Raw genomic sequence first — 16,796 nt, 5'->3', positions numbered from 1 at the left:
GACGGACGCGGCACGCTACTCCCGCTCCGCGTCCGTCCCCGGTGCGCCGCCGACGATCACTTCCCAGTTGCCGTCCACCGTGGCGGCAACCGTTTTGCGTTCGAGAATGTAGTTCGCCAGCAGCTCGGAGACGTCGGTCGGAATATCTTTGACGACCGGCTTTCCTTGGAACATCGTATAATCGCCTCCGCCGCCCGCCCGGTAATTGTTCATGACGACGTCGTATTCCCGATCCGGGTCGACGGGTTCGCCCTTGTGCGTCAGCCGGACGACGCGGCTCCCTTCCGGACGCGAAATATCGAGCGTATATTCGATGCCTTCCCACATGTCGTAATTGTAATGCTGCGGCTTCGGCACGGCGAACTTCGGATTGACCGACACGGCGCCGCCGGCGTCCACCGTAAAATAGGTCGCATTTTGCTCGAGGGCGGCCCTCATATCCGCACCGGTAATGCGAATGACCTTTAACGTGTTCGGGTAAATGTAGTTCGATACGATATGGCGCATCGTGACGCTCGGCGGGAAGCCGGGCGACTCGTCGGTGAACAGCGCCGTATTCGATATGGCCGCTCCCGACGTTTCCATCTGCACCTTGTTGATAAATTCGACCAGCGCATTATCCTTCATCCGCGTCCGCATCGGATCGCGCATCGTCATATCCCCTTCGATCGCCCCGATCGGCGTGTCCAGCCACCGCTGCGTCGCGGCTTCGTAAGGCTCCGCCAACGCCAGCACGTCCGGGTCCGGCTCGATGCCCGCCACCGCCGCCAGCTCCGACGCCGCGTCGGCGACGGCCCACCGTTCGCCTCTTCGTTGGAGAGTAAGGCGGACGATGCCCGCCTGCTGGCCGAGATGGCCCGGCTGGACGATCGGTACGCCGTTCACGCGCTTGCCCGCGATTTCGCGGTGCTGGTGTCCGGTCAGCAGGACGTCGATCCCGGGCACCTCCCGGCAAAGACGGTATCCTTGGTTTTCCCCCGTCTGCACCTCCGTCGGTTCGCCCGTGTCCACGTCGCGCTCGAACCCGCCGTGGTACGAAACGACGACGACGTCCGCCCCGAGCTCCCCGCGCAAAAACGCCACCCACCGTTTCGCCGACTCCACCGCGTCCAAAAAGTCGAGCCCCGCGATGTTGTCCGGGTTTTCCCAATTCGGGATATAAGGCGTCGTCAAACCGAGCAGGGCGATCTTCGCCCCGCGGAACTCCTTGATCCGGAACGGCTGTCCGAAATACGGCACTTCCGTCCCCGCTTTGACGATATTGGCCGACAGCCACGGAAACGCCGATTCGCCGACCGCCTTGTTCAGCACGTCCATCCCGTAATTGAATTCGTGATTGCCGAGAACCGCCGCATCGTAGCCGAGCCGGTTCAGCGCCAGCACCATCGGATCGGCCGGACCGTTGTCGATGCGGGCGTGATGATAGGCAAGCGGCGTTCCCTGGATCAAGTCGCCGTTGTCGATGGCGATCAACAGTCCGCCCTCCTCCTCGGCCCGCTTGCGCTCCCGACGGAGCAGCGTCGCGATTTTGGCGAATCCGAGCTCGCGCGGCTCATTGTTTGCATAGTGAATGGGCAACATAGATCCATGCAAGTCGCTAGTTTCCAGCAGCGTGACCGATATGACGTCGTTTCCGTTCGACACTTGAAATTCCCTCCCGAAGCTGTTTCTCATCCCACTATAGCAGGGCGTTTCGGCCAACACAAACGGCGCGGTTTTACGACAATTTAACATGACGCCTGTACCAAGTCTTGTCGTTTTATGATATGCTGATGTTCGGATGTAACATTATTTCGCCATCGATATGGGGGAGGACGACACAACATGATGAAGAAAGCATCGGCCATCGGATTGACGGTCGTATTGGCCGCCGCACTGTCGGTAGGCTGCGCCCAAAAAAACAACCAAGGCGCGACGCCTCCGGCCGGCAATAACGACGCGGGCAAAGCCCCCGCTGCGCAAGGGTACGTGCCGAAGGAGCTCAAAGTCCAGTTCGTTCCGTCGCAAAACGCCGAAACGCTCGAAGCGAAAGCGAAGCCGCTCGAGAAGCTGCTGGGCGACCGCCTCGGCATTCCGGTCAAAGTCAGCGTCTCGACCGACTACAACACGGTCATCGAAGCGATGGCTTCCAAGCAAGTCGACGTCGGCTTCCTGCCTCCGACGAACTACGTCGTCGCGCACGATACGAAGAAAGCGGCCGACCTGCTCCTGCAAGCGACCCGCTTCGGCGTAGACGACAAAACCGGCCAGCCGACGACCGAGCTCGTCGATTCGTACAAAGCGATGATCGTCGTCAAAGCCGATTCCGCGATCAAGGAAATCAAAGATTTGAAAGGCAAAAAGATCGGCTGGCAAGGAACGACTTCCGCCGCCGGCTACACGTATCCCGCCCTTCTCATGAAGAAGAACGGGGTCGATCCCGTATCCGACGTGACGGGCGTCCAGTTCCAAGGCCACGACAAAGCGGTCATCGCCCTGCTGAACGGACAAGTCGACGCCGTCGCCGTCTTCCAGGACATCCGCGCGCAAATGCAGAAGGACGTACCGGACATCATGCAAAAAACCCGCGTGCTCGCGTTCACGGACAAAATCCCGAACGACACGATCAGCGTCCGTCCCGACATGAGCGCCGAATGGAAGAAAAAGATTTCCGACGCGTTCATCGCGATCGGCAAAGATCCGGACGGCCAAAAAATCATTTTCGACGTATACACGCATAAAGGCTACGTGGAAGGCAAAGACGAGAACTTCAACGTCGTCCGCGACGCCAACAAGCAGCTCAGCGGCAAATAAGTCGTCCGCTTCCCCTTCATCCCTTCGCGCCACGCGCGGAGGGATTTTTTGCATGCGCTGCGTATTCGTTACCGGATCGGGGCAGTCTAACCGTAAAACTACCGTTTCCGCCGCCGGGCGGCGGAACGGCTCGGGAGCGAATACGCATGATGAACCGGAGACCCGCCATCGTCATCGGCTTGCCGGTATACAACGAGGAAGCGGCGCTGCCGAAGCTGCTCGACCGCCTCGAGGCGCTGCGGGATAAGCTTGGCGAGCCGCCCCGCGTCGTCTTCGTCGACGACGGCAGCACGGACCGGACGGCGGCGATCGTCGAGCGATTCTCCGCCACGTACCCGTGCGCGGTTCGGATCGCGCATCCGACGAACCGCGGCCTCGGGGCGGCGATGCAGACGATGCTCGCATACGTCGTCCGCCATTACGGAGACGCGGACGTGCTCGTCACACTGGATGCGGACAACACCCACAATCCGGCGCTCATCCCGGCCATGGTGGACAAATTGCGGGACGAGCGGCTCGAGCTCGTCATCGCCTCCCGGTTTGCGCCGGGCGGACGGGAGCTCGGGCTGTCGCTCCGCCGGAAGCTGTATAGCCGGGGAGCGCGGCTGTTTTTCAAGCTGCTGTTTCCGATTCCCCGCATAACCGACTATTCGAGCGGGTTTCGCGCCTATTCCGTCGCGCTGCTGCGCAGGGCGTACCGCGAATACGACGGGGCGCTCGTCACGACGGGAGGCTTCGCCTGTACGGCCGAAATCGCGGCCCGGCTGGCCAAGATCGGGGTCAAGGCCGGGGAATGTCCGCTCGTGCTCGAATATCATTTGAAGGAGGGACGCAGCAAAATGAACGTGAGGCGGACCGTCGCCGGCTACTTCCGGCTGCTGCGCGCGGTCAAGGCGCCTTCGGCCCCGGCCGAGACGGAGCGACCGGCCGGCCTGCTGGAGCGGCAAGGGGAAAGCGGAGCATGAGGTCGCGATCGGCCCCTCTCCCTCTTCGCCGGATCGCGACGGCGCTTTTGTTCGCGTTGCTGCTGGCGCTCCGGCTGCCGCACTTGAACGACTCGCCGTACGGCTACGATTCGTGGCGGCAGTCGGACACGGAATCGATGGCCCGCCATTTCGTCGAGCGGCTCGCCGACATCCGGTATCCGCAGCTGAACTACCAAGGCCCGCCGCCGAATTACGCCCAGCTCGAGCTGCAGCTGACGACGTGGCTCATCTCCTTGCTGTACCGGCTGTTCGGGTACCATTACGCGCTCGCCCGAATCGTACCCGTCCTGTTCTTTATCGGCTCGGCGTGGTTCGTGTACCGGATCGCGCTGCGATATTTCACGCTCGGCACGGCGTGGCTGGCCGTTCTTCTGTACGGCATCGTTCCGCTGAACGTGCTGTACTCCCGGGCGATCATGCCGGAATCGGCGGCGCTGTTTTTTTACGTCGGCGCGTTTTATTGGTTTTCCGAAGCGACGGATCGCAAAAGCTACGGCCGGCTGGCTCTTGCGGCGGCGTTCACCGCTCTGGCCATTTGCGAGAAGGTGCCGACCGTGTTCGTCGGCATCCCGATGCTCGTCATGGCGTTCGCCGCATACCGGCTGCGCGCCTTTTTCCGCTTGGAGCTGTGGGCGTTCGCCGTCGCCGCGCTCGTGCCGCCGTTCGTCTATTACCGCTGGCTCGGGACGATCGCGGAATCGGACTTCGTCTCCGGCATCGCGACGAAACACGTGCTGCCGGACATGGCGACGGCGTGGCTGACGGCGCAGGCGGCGGCGTTTTTTGTCCGGGAGCTGCCGAAAGCGTTTACCCCGGCCGGTCTCCTTCTGTTCGCGTTCGGACTGGCCGCCCTCCGCTGGCGGCGGCACTACGCGCTGGGAAGCTGGGCGCTGGCGATGCTGGCGGAGCTGGCGACGATCGTCGCGGTCATCCGCTTCAACTACTACTTGATCTTCCTCTCGCCGCTCGTCGCGCTGCTCGGAGCCGACGCGCTCGCCCGGGCGGCGGCGCTCGTGCGGCGGATCGGCCCGGGCGGGGCCGGCGGGGCGGCGGCGTTCGCCGTCGTCGCGCTGGCGGTCGGCTTCGTCGTCCGCGACAGCTTCGCGGCGACGAAGCCGCTTCTCGGCCTGCAGCACGGCGACCTGCTCCGGCAGGCGGCCGTCGCGGAGCGGCTGACCGCGCCGGACGACTTGATCGCCGTCGGCACCGACGACCCGTCGCTGCTCAACGCGACGCACCGGGCCGGCTGGCGGGTGACGAACTCGATTCCGGACGATCCGGTCGCGGAGCTCGACTATTTCGTCCGGGAAGGGGCGGCCTACTTCGTGCCGCTGAAGGGATACATCGACGGCGATCCGGAAGGCCGGCTGCGCCGGTATTTGGACGCGCGGTTTCCGAAGATCGTACCGGCGGACCCAGCGGAGGCGGATTACTTCATCTACGATTTGAGGAGAACGCTGCCCGGGTCCGCCTTACCCTCCACATGAAGAAAGGACGCCATTCGGCATGGCGCCCTTTCCTTTCCCCGTATACGGTATAGCCTGTTAACCCCAAATCGCTCTACTCGTCGGCGGTGGGACCGTAAATCCCCGGCAGCGGCACGTCCAGCAGCCGAAGATAAACCGTCAGCTGGCCCCGATGGTGGTACCAATGATTGAAAAGGACCGAACGCACCTGCTCGAGACGAGCCGTTTCGCTTAGAACGGCACCTTGCAGCGTCCAGCGAAACGTCTCGCGAAGACCCTCGTCTCCCCACGAACGAATCCGATCCTCCGCAATGGCTGCTTGCTCCTCCAACACGGCGAGAATTTCCGCGACGGATCCCGCTTCCGGAAGCGGCACGGTCGGCACTTCGCGCTCCAGGGCATTCAACATGACGGCCAACCCTCCCGGCAATCCCGCCGTATGCAACGCCAATTGCCCCAGCGACATGGACTTGGCATGCGGCTTCCAAGTCAGGCTCGCCTCCGGAATGCGCTCCATCACCCGGCGCGTAGACGCCGCCTCCCGCCGCAGCTCCTCCAACAAATGCTGTACAACGCTCAAATCAATCTCCTCCTTGGTCGGCTTACCCCAAGTATAGGGCAAATGGCTGGAGGGGGGTTCTTTTGAATTGCGGACTTACTGGCCGGACGCTTTCAATTTCTCGATCTCCTTCAGCGCGTTCTCCTGCGCCATCCGCAAGGTCGTATTGACGTCAAGCTGGCCCTTCCCGAGCTGATACCACAGCTTTTCCAGCTGATTGTTCGTAATCGCTTGATACGGCGATTGCGGGAACGGGGCAGCCGGCTTGTTTTTTGTCAGCGCTTTCAAGTTTTTCCCTTTTAGGTTCGGATTGTCTTGTCCGAACGCATCTTTGGCCGATTGCGTTTTGATGACCGGAAGTCCCAGCGCCTTTTTGGCCATCTCGGTTTGATACTCGTCGCTGGTCATGTAGGCGATAATATCGAAGGCTTGCTCCTTATGCTTGCTGTTGCTGACGATATAAGCCAAGGTGAGCGAAGCCTGCGAACCGACCCCTCGAAGGTTGCTGAATTCCGGCAAAGTGACCACATCCCAATTCACTTCCTGCGCGGTTCCGGGAATCGAGGCGGCATACATGGCCGCTACTTTTGTTTTATAGAAGAGGTTGTTGATCCCGGTAAAGCTGCCCTCCACCAAGGCGTTGCCCGGAATTTCGTAGAACCGGTTGATGTTCTGGACCACCTGCGCCCATCGTTCGTCGGTATAAAATAACGGTTTATCCGTTTTGGGGTCGGCAAATCCGAGAGACAATTGGTTTTGCCAAGCGATGCTGTACGATTGGGTAATGAAGCCTCTGTATTGCGTGTCTCCTTCTTTCCGGGTGACCCGCTTCGCCAGCTCGTAAGCTTCGTCCCATGTCATGCCGTCCGTCGGATACGGAACCCCGAATTTATCGAAAATGTCTTTGTTGTACAGCAGGGACATGACGTTCATCCGGAGAGGCAGCGCATAAATTTCGCCGTTCGGCGCAAGGGCCTTCACCGCTTCCAGCGTACTGGGCTCAAGACGGCTCAGGTCGTAGCCTTTGGTCTTGATCATTGCCGTCAGATCGTACTGGTATTGAAACGGCGTAATGTACCGGTAATGGTTCGTATCGCCGTTGAGGAAAATATCGATCGGTTCCTGCGAAGAAAGCACGTTGGCCAGATGGCCCGCCACGTTCGTATCCGGGGGGTGGACCGTTTTGATCGTCACATGCGGAAATTTTTTGACGATCGCATTGCCGTACTGCTCCATAAACGTTGCCGTATCCCCGGCATACGGCAAATAGAAGGTAATCGTAACGGGCTCGGCCGCCGGCCCCGCTTGGCCGTCCGCTTGGCCGCCCTCTTGCCCCCCGCTGCACCCGGCCGCCATAATTGCTAGCGCCAGCACCAGCACGATCAAGATCGTCCCATTTCTTTTAGCCAAAATACCCATCCTTTCCGTACAAGTATTCATTCCATCACTCCAGCTGCGACAAGCTCCCCTCCTCGCCGACGAAAATGAGGATGCTGCGCGCAAATCCAACGATGCCCGCTTCATCCGTCACCATCATACGGGGAGTCGGCCCGTGGACGAAACTGCACATCCCATCACATCGATGAAGCTTGCCGCGCTTCGGCACGTATGCCGGAGTGAACAATTCGCACATTCCTTCATTTTGTCTACTTTTCCCGCTTCTCCACAAAAAAAAGAAGCCCTCCGGTACGACGGGGTCGCGCATGAGGGCAAAGCCTCAAAACCCATCGTCCGGGAGGACGCTCAATTTCCTTTCGAGCATGTCGAACCGACACGGTTGCGTTATTCCGTTATATGCCAAAGAACGCCCGCGGGGTCGATCAGGTGGATGGCTCGCTTGCCGTAAGGTTGGATTTTAGGGGGAGTCGCCTTAACGGTATAGCGGTCCAATACACCGGTGCTTCGGATATGCTCCCACCAAGCATCCAAATCGTGCACGCATAATTCCATCATGAAGTTATTTTGCAATTCTTCATGATAGTAATGCTGCAAATGGAATTCCGCTTCGCCAATTCGGAAAATGGCCCCTCCGTCATGGGAGGCTATTTTTTCGAATCCGAGGTCCGTATAAAATTGCAGAGCAACGGAGTAATCCGCGCCGGACGGCACGAACGGACGCAATCGATGCGCTTTCATTCCTTCGTCTCCTTTCATTTCTTTCGGCTCATCCCTTGTATTCCAAAACCAGCAGCACATTCCCGTTGGGATCCAGAAATGTCAATCCTTTCGCAAATCCTTCGTCACTATAGCGAACGATCGTCGCTTCGCCCTTCCTCAAGTCCTCGTGAAGCCTGTCCATATGCTCCGTCACCATAACGAACGCGGGCATAAGCTCCCCATTTCTAGAAAAGTTGATGGTGGTATCGTCGTCGGTTTGCCATAAGTTGATGTGGCTGGTCTCGTTCAGCTGGAGGAAAGCCAAGCTGTCATTGCCGTACCCTTTTAACCGAAACCCAAGATGCTGCTCATACCATGAAACGGACTGCTCCAAGTTTCTCACCGGAATCTGAATATTCTCGATATATTTGACCCGTTTGTATTCCATCTTGCCACCGCCTCACCCCATAATGAAAACCCTTCCAAAAGAGGCATGCAGCCGCATCCCCGTTACTTTGCTTCTTCCAGGAACTGCAGGATCGTATCGTTCACGAAAACCGGATTTTCCCGGATCATGTGCGGCCGATGGCTGCAGCCCGGTACAATGACATAGCGCGAGTCGGGAATAAGCGACGTCACCCGCTTCAGGTCTTCCTCGGGGGCATACGGATCGTGCTGTCCGGCAATGAACAACGTCGGGCGGCGTAGGCCGCGCAATTGTTCGTCCCTCAGCTGCGGGTAGGTGCGCCAATCCTTCACTTTTTGCCTTAAAAAGGATTGCCAATCTCCCCGGTGCGCCTCGAAATGCCGGTCTTTCATCCTCTCGATAAAATCGTGAGCCCCATGCTCCAGCAGCCATTCCGGCTCGAATTGCTCCGACTCCATGGAAGCGACGAAGCCGCTTTGTCCGATGGAGGTGATCGACGCTATTCGCTCCGGGTGATTCACGGCGCAATGAAGGGCTACGCCTCCTCCCATTCCGTACCCGATCAGATGCGCTTTGGGCAGCCGCAGCCGGTCCATGAAAGCGATCATATCTTCCGCGTGCTGCGGAGTGCTCCACTCGAGGCTCTCGCTTCTCGTTCGACCATGCCCCCGGAAGTCGGGAAAATAGCAGGCATACTTGTTTTGAAAATCGAGAATTTGGCTGGCAAACGCCAATATCCCTCTGGAAAATCCGCTGTGCAAAAACAAAACCGGATCGCCGACACCCATTTGCTCGTAGAACATGTCGATGTCGTTACAAGGAATGTGGGGCACGCCTAATCACCTCTCCGATTGAAGATACAACTTTTACCACCTCCAATGTATACGAACAAACATTCGCCCGTCAATCATCAGTTCGACATTGCAGAAAAAAAAACGACGGACCGGACTCCATCGCGTCGTTCCTATGTCTCGCTAATCAGCGCCGGACCGTCAAAACAGCGCCCTTTGTGCGAACCATCGGTCCAAATCGACGGACCCTTGCACCCCCAGCAGCCGGTAGAAGTAACGGTAAACGTTTCGATAGGGCGACAAATCGGGAGGGGCCAGAACGGTCGAGTAGCCGTTGAGGAAAGGGGCCGCCGAAGCCTCATCCAGCACATACTCCAATCCGACAAAATCAAGCTCGCGAGGCCCCAGCGCGTAGGCTTCCACATCGACGACCGCCGAAAGCAGCCCGTCCTGCATGAGGAACTGGGACGGGTCCAAATCGATAAAGACGGGACAGAAGTGATCCGGTACCGGCAACATGCGAAGCTCGCCGATAATGGCATCGAGCCGCGCTTGGATTTTGCCGTCGTTCGCATAGTCCCGTTCGACGAGCGTTTGCATCGTTTGCGACAGACGAGAATGAAAAAAATCCTTTCGCTCGGCTCGCGTTCCGGCCGGGTTGCCGAAATCGTCGCAGCGCCGTTCATGCACGCGGGCCAGCCAGACGCCCAATTGGTGCAGGAGCTCGTCCGATTGCCCGACGAACGACCGGAGCGCTTCCCCGTTCATTTTCTCGACGACGAGGTATTCCCTGCCTTCCAGCGTTCTATGCTCGAGCACTCGCGGCGCCGGGATCCCCGCAATCGAACCGAGCATGGCGGCGTTCGCCGCGAAATGAAGCATCCGTCTCGGATCGATCCCGAACAGATCGTAGCACCCCCACCAAAACTCGCGGCTCGGCGCCTCGGTCCATCTGGACGAACGGACGATCCGTTCCCCCGACGTCGTCTTCACCAACCATACGTCGCTGGCATGCCCGGAATATCCGGGATCGAGCGACGCGATCCGCTCGATCGGGTCTGGGAAAAGGGGCTGAAGGACGGACTCGAGCGTCATCATCCAACACCTCCATATGCAAATTCAGCCGCCTGAAAAAAAAGAGAAACCCGGCGTCATCGAAAAAGACTTGGGTTTCTTTCCATTTTACCTCGATTTGGGTTTAGCCGGAAGTCGGCCGCGTCCTCAAGCGAGCACAAGCGGCAGCTTCTGCAATCCCAGCATATTGAAATTGTTCAACGGAACGAGTTCAGCCTCATCCGGGATTTGCAGCTTCGAGATCCGGGACGCCATGGCTTCCAGCGCGGCGGCTACCTCGATGCGGGCGAGAGGGGCTCCGAGACATTGATGAATGCCGTGTCCGAACGTAAGATGGGGGCTTGGGGTTCTCGTAATATCGAACACATCGGGACGGTCGTACTTCGCGGGATCCCGGTTCGCCGCCCCCATGAACACGACGACCCTGTCGCCGGGCTTCATCTGCGCCCCGCCCAGCTCGACCTCCTTCTTGACGACACGGTACATCAGCTGTACGGAAGTCCGGTAGCGCATCACCTCTTCCACCGCTTTCGGGATCAGATCGGGGCTGCTCCGCAGCAGCTCCCACTGCTCCGGATGCTCCGCGAAGGTGCGAACCGCATTGACGAGCAGGTTCGTGGTCGTTTCATTCCCTGCAACCAAGAGGAGCAGGCAAAAGTTGCTGGCCTCCAGCGGCGTTAACCGGCGTCCGTCTATCTCCGCCGCCGCGAGCTGGGAGACCAGATCCTCCCGGGGATTCGCCCGACGCTCCTCGAGCAGCCGCTGGAAGTAAGCTCTCATCTCGCGGATGGCCTCAACGTGTTTCGGGTCGTCCGGCAGCCCGGTCAGCAGCCGCTCCGACATCTCGGTAATCAGATCGGACCATTCCTTGAAGGTGTCGTAATCCTCCTTCGGCACGCCGAGCATGTCGGATATGACCGCGATCGGCAGAGGAATGGCGAAGCCGCGCACAAAATCGAATTCCTCCCGGTCCTTGACCTGGTCCAACAGATCATGAGCCGTTTGGCGGATCCGCGGCTCCAGCTCGGCGACGGAGCGGCGCGTAAATGCGTGGGCCGCGAGCGCCCGTAGCTGCGTATGGCGGGGAGGGTCCATTCCTTGGATCTGATCGCTGAACGCCAATTCCTCCGACAGTCCGTCATACACGGCGGAAGAAAACGTATCCGGATCGCCGAACACGCGCCTCACCTCGTCGAAACGGAAAACCAGATAAGCCCCGTACTGCGGATGAAACGAGACGGGAGCCTTCAACATGTCCGCATACCAGGGGTACGGGTCCAGCTGCAAATGAATGGGGTTCGACATCGAGATTTTTCCTCCTGATCGTCATTAGGATGATCTTCGCTTCACCGTTACCCGAATGCCTCCTCGGGGAGCCAGCGTCAACAGAGCCTCCGGAACGACGGGCGGATGTCCCGGGGCGTGGCGAAGAACGTAATGCTGCCCGATCTCGGCAAGCAGGATGACCATTTCCAGCATGGCGAAATGATTCCCGATACATGACCGCGGCCCCGCTCCGAACGGGAAATAGGCCATGAGCGGCAGCGTTCGGACATAGTCGTTCTCGAACCGCTCGGGGCGGAACGTCTCCGGGTCGGCGAAATACCGGGGAGACATATGCAGCGGATACGGGCTGATCATCAACGAGTCGCCGCGCCGGAGCTCCAAGCTTCCCAGCCGGGTGTCCCGAATGGCCGTCCGGCCGGTAATGTACCCCACGGGGCGCATGCGGAGCGTTTCCCAAACGACATTCTGCGTGTAGACGAGCTCCGGATAATGTTCAGCCGTCGGAAGCGCCCCGTTCAACACCCGGCTCCACTCTTCGACCAGCTTCTCCTCCACGTCCGGCCTGCGCATGATGAAGTCGAACGCCCAGGCCAGCGTATAAGCCGTCGTCTCATGGCCGGCCAGAAACATGGTCAGCACCTCGTCCCGAATCTGCTTATCGGACATGACCGATTGATCGGATTCGTCCACCGCCTCCATCAGCACGGACAGCAAGTCTTGCCGCTCTCCTCCCTTCATGGCTCTGCGATCCTGTATGATCCCGTATACGATCTCGTTCAACGTCTGGAGAGCGGCCGAATACTCCCGGTTTTGCTGGGTCGGGATCAAGAGCGGAACCCGGATCAGGGCGCGGATCTTATCGGTGGCGATCCGGTTGATCGAATCGAACGCTTGCTCGATCTGCTCCAGTCTCGTCGTGGAATCATAGCTGAACAGCGTCCTCGTCATAATATCGAAGGTGATCCGGAACAGATCGTGGGTCAGATCCCGTTCCTGTCCTTCGGCCCAATTCTCCGACAAGCTCCGCGTGCTGATTCCCATCTGCTCCGCATAACGCTGAATGTGCCCCCGGGTAAACTTTGGCTGCAGCATGCGGCGCTGTCGATCATGGTGCTTCCCGTCGCTTAAGACGAGACCCTCCCCCGTCAGCCTCTTGATTTCATCGAAGGCTCCGGCCTTGCAGAAATCGTCCGACTTGGTGACCATCGCCTCCTTCAGCATGTCGGGATGGAAGATGGCGTAGAAAGATTTCGGCCCAAGACGGAAGCGTGCATAGTCTCCGTATTGGCGGTGAAGCTCGTTCATAAAAGTAAGCGGATCCTCGCGGAAAGCCTTCAGCGATCCTCCAAGCAGCGAAGGCTTCGGCAAAGCGGATTCCGGGGTTAGCTCAGTTTGCGGCATCCATCATAACTTCCTTTCCCGTACGTTTTCGTCCTTCCGATCGGCAATACGGAATACATGGAAAGTATGCCAGCTTGACAAGGAAAACGATAGTATCCTTTCGCATACTTTTGAGACCCGAAAGGATAGCATGACAAAACGCCTATTCCCTCGTTCGGAGAATAGGCTTCAAGAGCGGAGCGATGTCGAGTCTCGGCGAAAAATCCGCACCTCTACGATTCGGTCATCAGCTTGCTGATCAGCTGGGTCCGGGTACTGACGCCCAGCTTGGCGTAAATCGATCTCAGATGCTTCTTCACGGTCACTTCGCTAATAAACAGCTTGCGGGCAACCTCGGAGTTCGAGCAGCCCGACAGTACCTGCTCGATGACTTCCTGCTCCCGGGACGTAAACTGCTTCAACAAGCCCGGCTTCCTCGCTTCGTTCAAGGCACCGTCCCTACTGGAAGCGGGTTCCCGCCATTCCAGCCCCGCCTTCCGGAACAGCATGCCGATAAAGTCCCGGAGCTTGCTTCCCCGGGTATCCATCACATACGTATAGGTCGGCGTACGTCCGTCGTAGTTCGTATGCTCAGCCCCGTCGACGGTCGTAAAGCCGAGCGCGGGGTAGACCTTCTTGGAAATGTCGGTCGTGTAGGGCGAGCAGACAAAGACGCCTCCCCTGCACATATGGGTGTAGAGCAGATAAAGTCCCTGGGTCCGTGCCGTCGAATCCATAAGATCCCGGAAATCCATCACTCGCAGAAACCAACCCGTCGGGCGCTCGCCCGGCACTCCAAGCGCGTTCCGTTCCGCGGGCGTCAAGGCATCCAGGTACGGGCGGCAGATCGGGTCATTCTCCAACCAGGCTCGTGTCCCCTGATGGATCGGGATGATGACCGACAACGAATGCACGCTTCCGTTACCGTCCCGAAGAAGCTTTAGCGCCTCCGGGTCCAAGGCGAACAGCTCTCTCACATCGATCCCGCTTGCGCCAAGCCGGAGAGCATCGGCCGAGTACTCGATCCGGAATTGCTCCCCGGTATCCGGGTCGGTCTCCCAGCCGGATATTCCGTCCACCTGCCGCTGCCGCCATTCCGTATAAGCGACCGCATCCTCCAGCGTGGATTCGGTAACGGGCTCCCAATACAACGCGCCGCCGGCGTCCGTGTCCGAAGCCAAGGCGCGGACCACCCTGACCCCGGCGTAGCGGAACAGCTCCCCGATCTCCCAGCAAACCGAGCGTTGACCGGAGGAGGTTACGATTACCTTCGCATAATAATGGGCGCTCCGCTCCCTGTAGCGGTAATACCGCATCGGGGCTCTCTCCTTCAGCTGCTTCGCCGTAATCTCGCTCACCAGGTCGTGGACCTGCCAGCCGTTGACGGAACGGCGAACGAAGGACAAGGACGTGAGCCTCTCGAACCCCTGGATGGAAAGCTCCCGCTCCATGACGAAGGAGAGCACCTCCTGATCGAACCGGCGGAGTACGGAAGCGGCCTCCACCACGGTGCGGAGCTCCTCGTCCGGCACTTCCCTCAGCCAGAGGGAAGCGATCTCCTCCAACCCGTCCGAGACCGCCGGCACGCCGGGGTCCCATTGGCAGAAATGGGCCGCGACGGCCATCGACAGCGTAAGCGGATGTCCCCTGGATCTTCTCCATATCGATTCGAGGATACGATCGTCATGAATGCCGCATAGGCGGCCATACTCCCGGCTTTCCTCCTGGCCCAGGCTGGAGATCGGAAACTGAGTGAGCCTCTCTCTCCATGCGGGGGAGAGCACCCAAGTTCCTTTCAACGGATGACGTCCGGCCAACAAGACGATGGCGCTGCCGGGAAGCCACGGGATGAATCGGTCGCGAAGCCAAGCCTCCATATCGGCCAATTCCTCGAACGTATCCAGTGCCAGCACGAGCCGGCTCCGCTCGGCCGCGCCGATCAGCCGATCCAGACATCTCCTCCGCACGTCGTGCGGCGAGTTCACGGGACGAGCGCCATCGCCGTCCCGCTCCAGGAGCAACGTCTCCAGAGCGCTGCAAAACCCCTCCTCCGTATGGACGAAGTCGCGGCTGTCCAAGAGGAGGAAGCGGGCGCCTCCCGCCTCCGCAGCATCCTGGCACAGCTTCAGGTACGTGCTCTTGCCCATGCCTCCCGTCCCATATACGTGCAGCATTCGGGCGCCCTCTTCCGCCGGGGCGTCCCAAACCTGTCTGAAATATTGCAGCTCCCGCTCCCGTCCGACGACAAACTGCTTCTCGCGCCTGGCCAACGCATGGTTCTCGAATGCCATCCCGAACTCTCCCTTAGTTGTCGCTTCTTATGTACATTCTATATTCGCCTTTCGTTTCCCTTTTTACGTTTTATTAGCAGGATTCGACACCATCCGTGTCGAAAATGGAATAAAACGTTAGCTCCAATGGGAAAGTGGGGATGATTATGCTGCGCTCGCCTCGTTCTTTAGTCACGTCCATGACCGTTACGATGGTCGCACTTCTTCTGGGATATGCGTATTTCCAAACGTTCCACGGGCACGGTACCATGTGGGAGCTTCCCCGCTTCCACTTTTACGTCATTACTCCGACGCTCTTCGCGCTGGCCGTCAGCGCCGCTGCCGTCGGCTGGACGGGGATTCGGCTTCGGGATATGAACGTGCTCATGCTGGCGTTGGCGATCTTGTCGCTGACCGGATTTTTTCTCATTCACGGGCTTTCGACCCCCGGGTTCATCATTGCGGACCAGCACCACCTGGCTGGCGTCGCCTCGTAAGTCGCGATGACAACCTGTGCCGTCTGGATTTTCCTCTCCTCTCTTCCATCCGACCATTCCTGGATCCGCTCTGTGTCGAAGCGCCGGAGGACGATTGTCGTCGGCTGGGTAGCCCTCATCGTGCTGATGAATATCGCGGCTCTCGTCTGGCCCGGCATTTCCGACTTTATTCCGATCGACGTAAAGCCATTGAACATTTTGATCGCGATCCTTACCGTTCTCCTGTACCTTTGGGCGGCCAAGAGATATTTCCTGCAGTTCCGGCTCATCCGATTTCCTTTGCATGCGGCTATCGTATTCGGCTCCGTGCTGCTCGCCCTCACGGAATGGGTGATGGTCACCACGATGATGTGGACGTTGGCCTGGTGGCTGTACCATGCCGTCCTCTCGGTGTCGGCCCTGATGCTGTTGATCGGCGTCATCGCCCAGTATCGGTCGAACAAATCGGCGGCTCCAACGTTTCGTCAAGCGAGTCGGGTTCCATCCTTGGACCGGCTTCGCATTCGCATCTCCGGCAGCATGCAAAATTTGATCGACGCCACGGAAACCAAAGACGAATATACGGCAGGTCACAATTACCGCGTAGCCATGTACGGCCTGCAGCTGGCCCGGGCGATGAATCTGGACTCGGAACGATTGCGGGCGCTGGCCCGTGGCGGTCTCATTCACGACGTCGGGAAAATACGGGTGCCCAGCGAGATCCTGAATAAGCCGGGAAAGCTGACGACGGACGAAAGAAGCGTGATCGAGCAGCATCCCGTGGCGGGTTACGAAATGTGCAAATATATCGGCTTCATGACCGAAGAACTGTCCGTCATTCGTCATCATCACGAAAAATGGGACGGGACGGGCTACCCGGACAAGCTGAAGGGCGCGGAGATTTCGCTGCCCGCCAGAATCCTTGCCATCGCGGACGTCTTCGATGCGCTGACGTCGCGAAGATCGTATCGGGAGCCTTGGCCGCTGGAACGCGCGCTGCAGGTGATCGAAGAGGGCAGCGGCACCCACTTCGATCCCGAATGCGTAGCCGCGTTTGTACAGCTTTGCAGGAGAGGGGAGCTGGTCGTTCCGCAGGACATGGAGCCATCCTATGAGAGGGTATTGAGCTCCGAGGAAACGGCGGCCGCGCGCTCAGCCGAATGAAAGCCGCATGAAACGCCGAAGGCCGC

At 59.2% G+C, this 16,796-nt stretch carries 15 protein-coding genes; 5 read left to right on the top strand and 10 right to left on the bottom strand.

Annotated features, from left to right (window positions below):
* Window positions 1-15: 15 nt before the first annotated feature.
* Window positions 16-1,674: a bifunctional metallophosphatase/5'-nucleotidase gene (locus tag DLM86_RS19090; protein WP_110841644.1), complete on the bottom strand. Its 1,659-nt coding sequence runs from the start codon at window positions 1,672-1,674 to the stop codon at window positions 16-18.
* A gap of 150 nt (window positions 1,675-1,824) precedes the next feature.
* On the opposite strand from DLM86_RS19090, the gene DLM86_RS19085 reads away from it, so the two are divergent.
* The 3 genes from DLM86_RS19085 to DLM86_RS19075 all read left to right on the top strand — a co-directional run bounded on the left by DLM86_RS19085 (window position 1,825) and on the right by DLM86_RS19075 (window position 5,266).
* Window positions 1,825-2,793, top strand: a complete 969-nt coding sequence (locus DLM86_RS19085; RefSeq protein WP_110841643.1) for a phosphate/phosphite/phosphonate ABC transporter substrate-binding protein — start codon at window positions 1,825-1,827, stop codon at window positions 2,791-2,793.
* Between the two features lie 146 nt (window positions 2,794-2,939).
* Complete coding sequence (locus DLM86_RS19080; protein ID WP_245954718.1) at window positions 2,940-3,758, top strand: glycosyltransferase family 2 protein; 819 nt, start codon at window positions 2,940-2,942, stop codon at window positions 3,756-3,758.
* Complete coding sequence (locus DLM86_RS19075; protein WP_110841642.1) at window positions 3,755-5,266, top strand: ArnT family glycosyltransferase; 1,512 nt, start codon at window positions 3,755-3,757, stop codon at window positions 5,264-5,266. The genes DLM86_RS19080 and DLM86_RS19075 overlap by 4 nt, the downstream gene beginning before the upstream one ends.
* Before the next feature lie 73 nt (window positions 5,267-5,339).
* On the opposite strand, the gene DLM86_RS19070 is transcribed toward DLM86_RS19075, so the two are convergent.
* The 9 genes from DLM86_RS19070 to DLM86_RS19030 form a co-directional block, all read right to left on the bottom strand.
* On the bottom strand, window positions 5,340-5,825 hold the full coding sequence (locus tag DLM86_RS19070; RefSeq protein WP_110841641.1) for a DinB family protein: 486 nt from the start codon (window positions 5,823-5,825) through the stop codon (window positions 5,340-5,342).
* A 75-nt stretch (window positions 5,826-5,900) separates the two neighbouring features.
* Window positions 5,901-7,214, bottom strand: coding sequence for an ABC transporter substrate-binding protein (locus tag DLM86_RS19065; protein WP_158289563.1), 1,314 nt, complete (start codon window positions 7,212-7,214; stop codon window positions 5,901-5,903).
* Window positions 7,215-7,586: 372 nt separating this feature from the next.
* Window positions 7,587-7,940 carry a VOC family protein gene (locus DLM86_RS19060; protein ID WP_158289562.1) on the bottom strand — a complete coding sequence of 118 codons (354 nt, stop codon included), beginning with the start codon at window positions 7,938-7,940 and terminating at the stop codon, window positions 7,587-7,589.
* 28 nt (window positions 7,941-7,968) lie between these two features.
* Complete coding sequence (locus DLM86_RS19055; protein WP_110841638.1) at window positions 7,969-8,349, bottom strand: VOC family protein; 381 nt, start codon at window positions 8,347-8,349, stop codon at window positions 7,969-7,971.
* 62 nt (window positions 8,350-8,411) lie between these two features.
* On the bottom strand, window positions 8,412-9,161 hold the full coding sequence (locus DLM86_RS19050) for an alpha/beta fold hydrolase (RefSeq protein WP_245954715.1): 750 nt from the start codon (window positions 9,159-9,161) through the stop codon (window positions 8,412-8,414).
* Window positions 9,162-9,320: 159 nt separating this feature from the next.
* Complete coding sequence (locus DLM86_RS19045; RefSeq protein ID WP_245954714.1) at window positions 9,321-10,217, bottom strand: aminoglycoside phosphotransferase family protein; 897 nt, start codon at window positions 10,215-10,217, stop codon at window positions 9,321-9,323.
* A gap of 123 nt (window positions 10,218-10,340) precedes the next feature.
* Window positions 10,341-11,498: a cytochrome P450 gene (locus tag DLM86_RS19040; RefSeq protein ID WP_245954712.1), complete on the bottom strand. Its 1,158-nt coding sequence runs from the start codon at window positions 11,496-11,498 to the stop codon at window positions 10,341-10,343.
* 24 nt (window positions 11,499-11,522) lie between these two features.
* A complete protein-coding gene (locus DLM86_RS19035) occupies window positions 11,523-12,881 on the bottom strand; it encodes a cytochrome P450 (protein ID WP_110841637.1) in 1,359 nt (452 codons plus the stop codon).
* Between the two features lie 212 nt (window positions 12,882-13,093).
* Window positions 13,094-15,151, bottom strand: coding sequence for a helix-turn-helix transcriptional regulator (locus DLM86_RS19030; protein WP_110841636.1), 2,058 nt, complete (start codon window positions 15,149-15,151; stop codon window positions 13,094-13,096).
* 140 nt (window positions 15,152-15,291) lie between these two features.
* On the opposite strand from DLM86_RS19030, the gene DLM86_RS19025 reads away from it, so the two are divergent.
* Both DLM86_RS19025 and DLM86_RS19020 read left to right on the top strand, forming a co-directional pair.
* On the top strand, window positions 15,292-15,627 hold the full coding sequence (locus tag DLM86_RS19025) for a hypothetical protein (protein WP_146250251.1): 336 nt from the start codon (window positions 15,292-15,294) through the stop codon (window positions 15,625-15,627).
* Window positions 15,628-15,699: 72 nt separating this feature from the next.
* A complete protein-coding gene (locus tag DLM86_RS19020) occupies window positions 15,700-16,770 on the top strand; it encodes an HD-GYP domain-containing protein (RefSeq protein WP_158289561.1) in 1,071 nt (356 codons plus the stop codon).
* Window positions 16,771-16,796: the final 26 nt, after the last annotated feature.

The organism is Paenibacillus flagellatus (genome assembly GCF_003217775.1).
Taxonomy (GTDB): domain Bacteria; phylum Bacillota; class Bacilli; order Paenibacillales; family NBRC-103111; genus Paenibacillus_AB; species Paenibacillus_AB flagellatus.
This window is presented reverse-complemented; position numbering and strand designations above follow the sequence as displayed.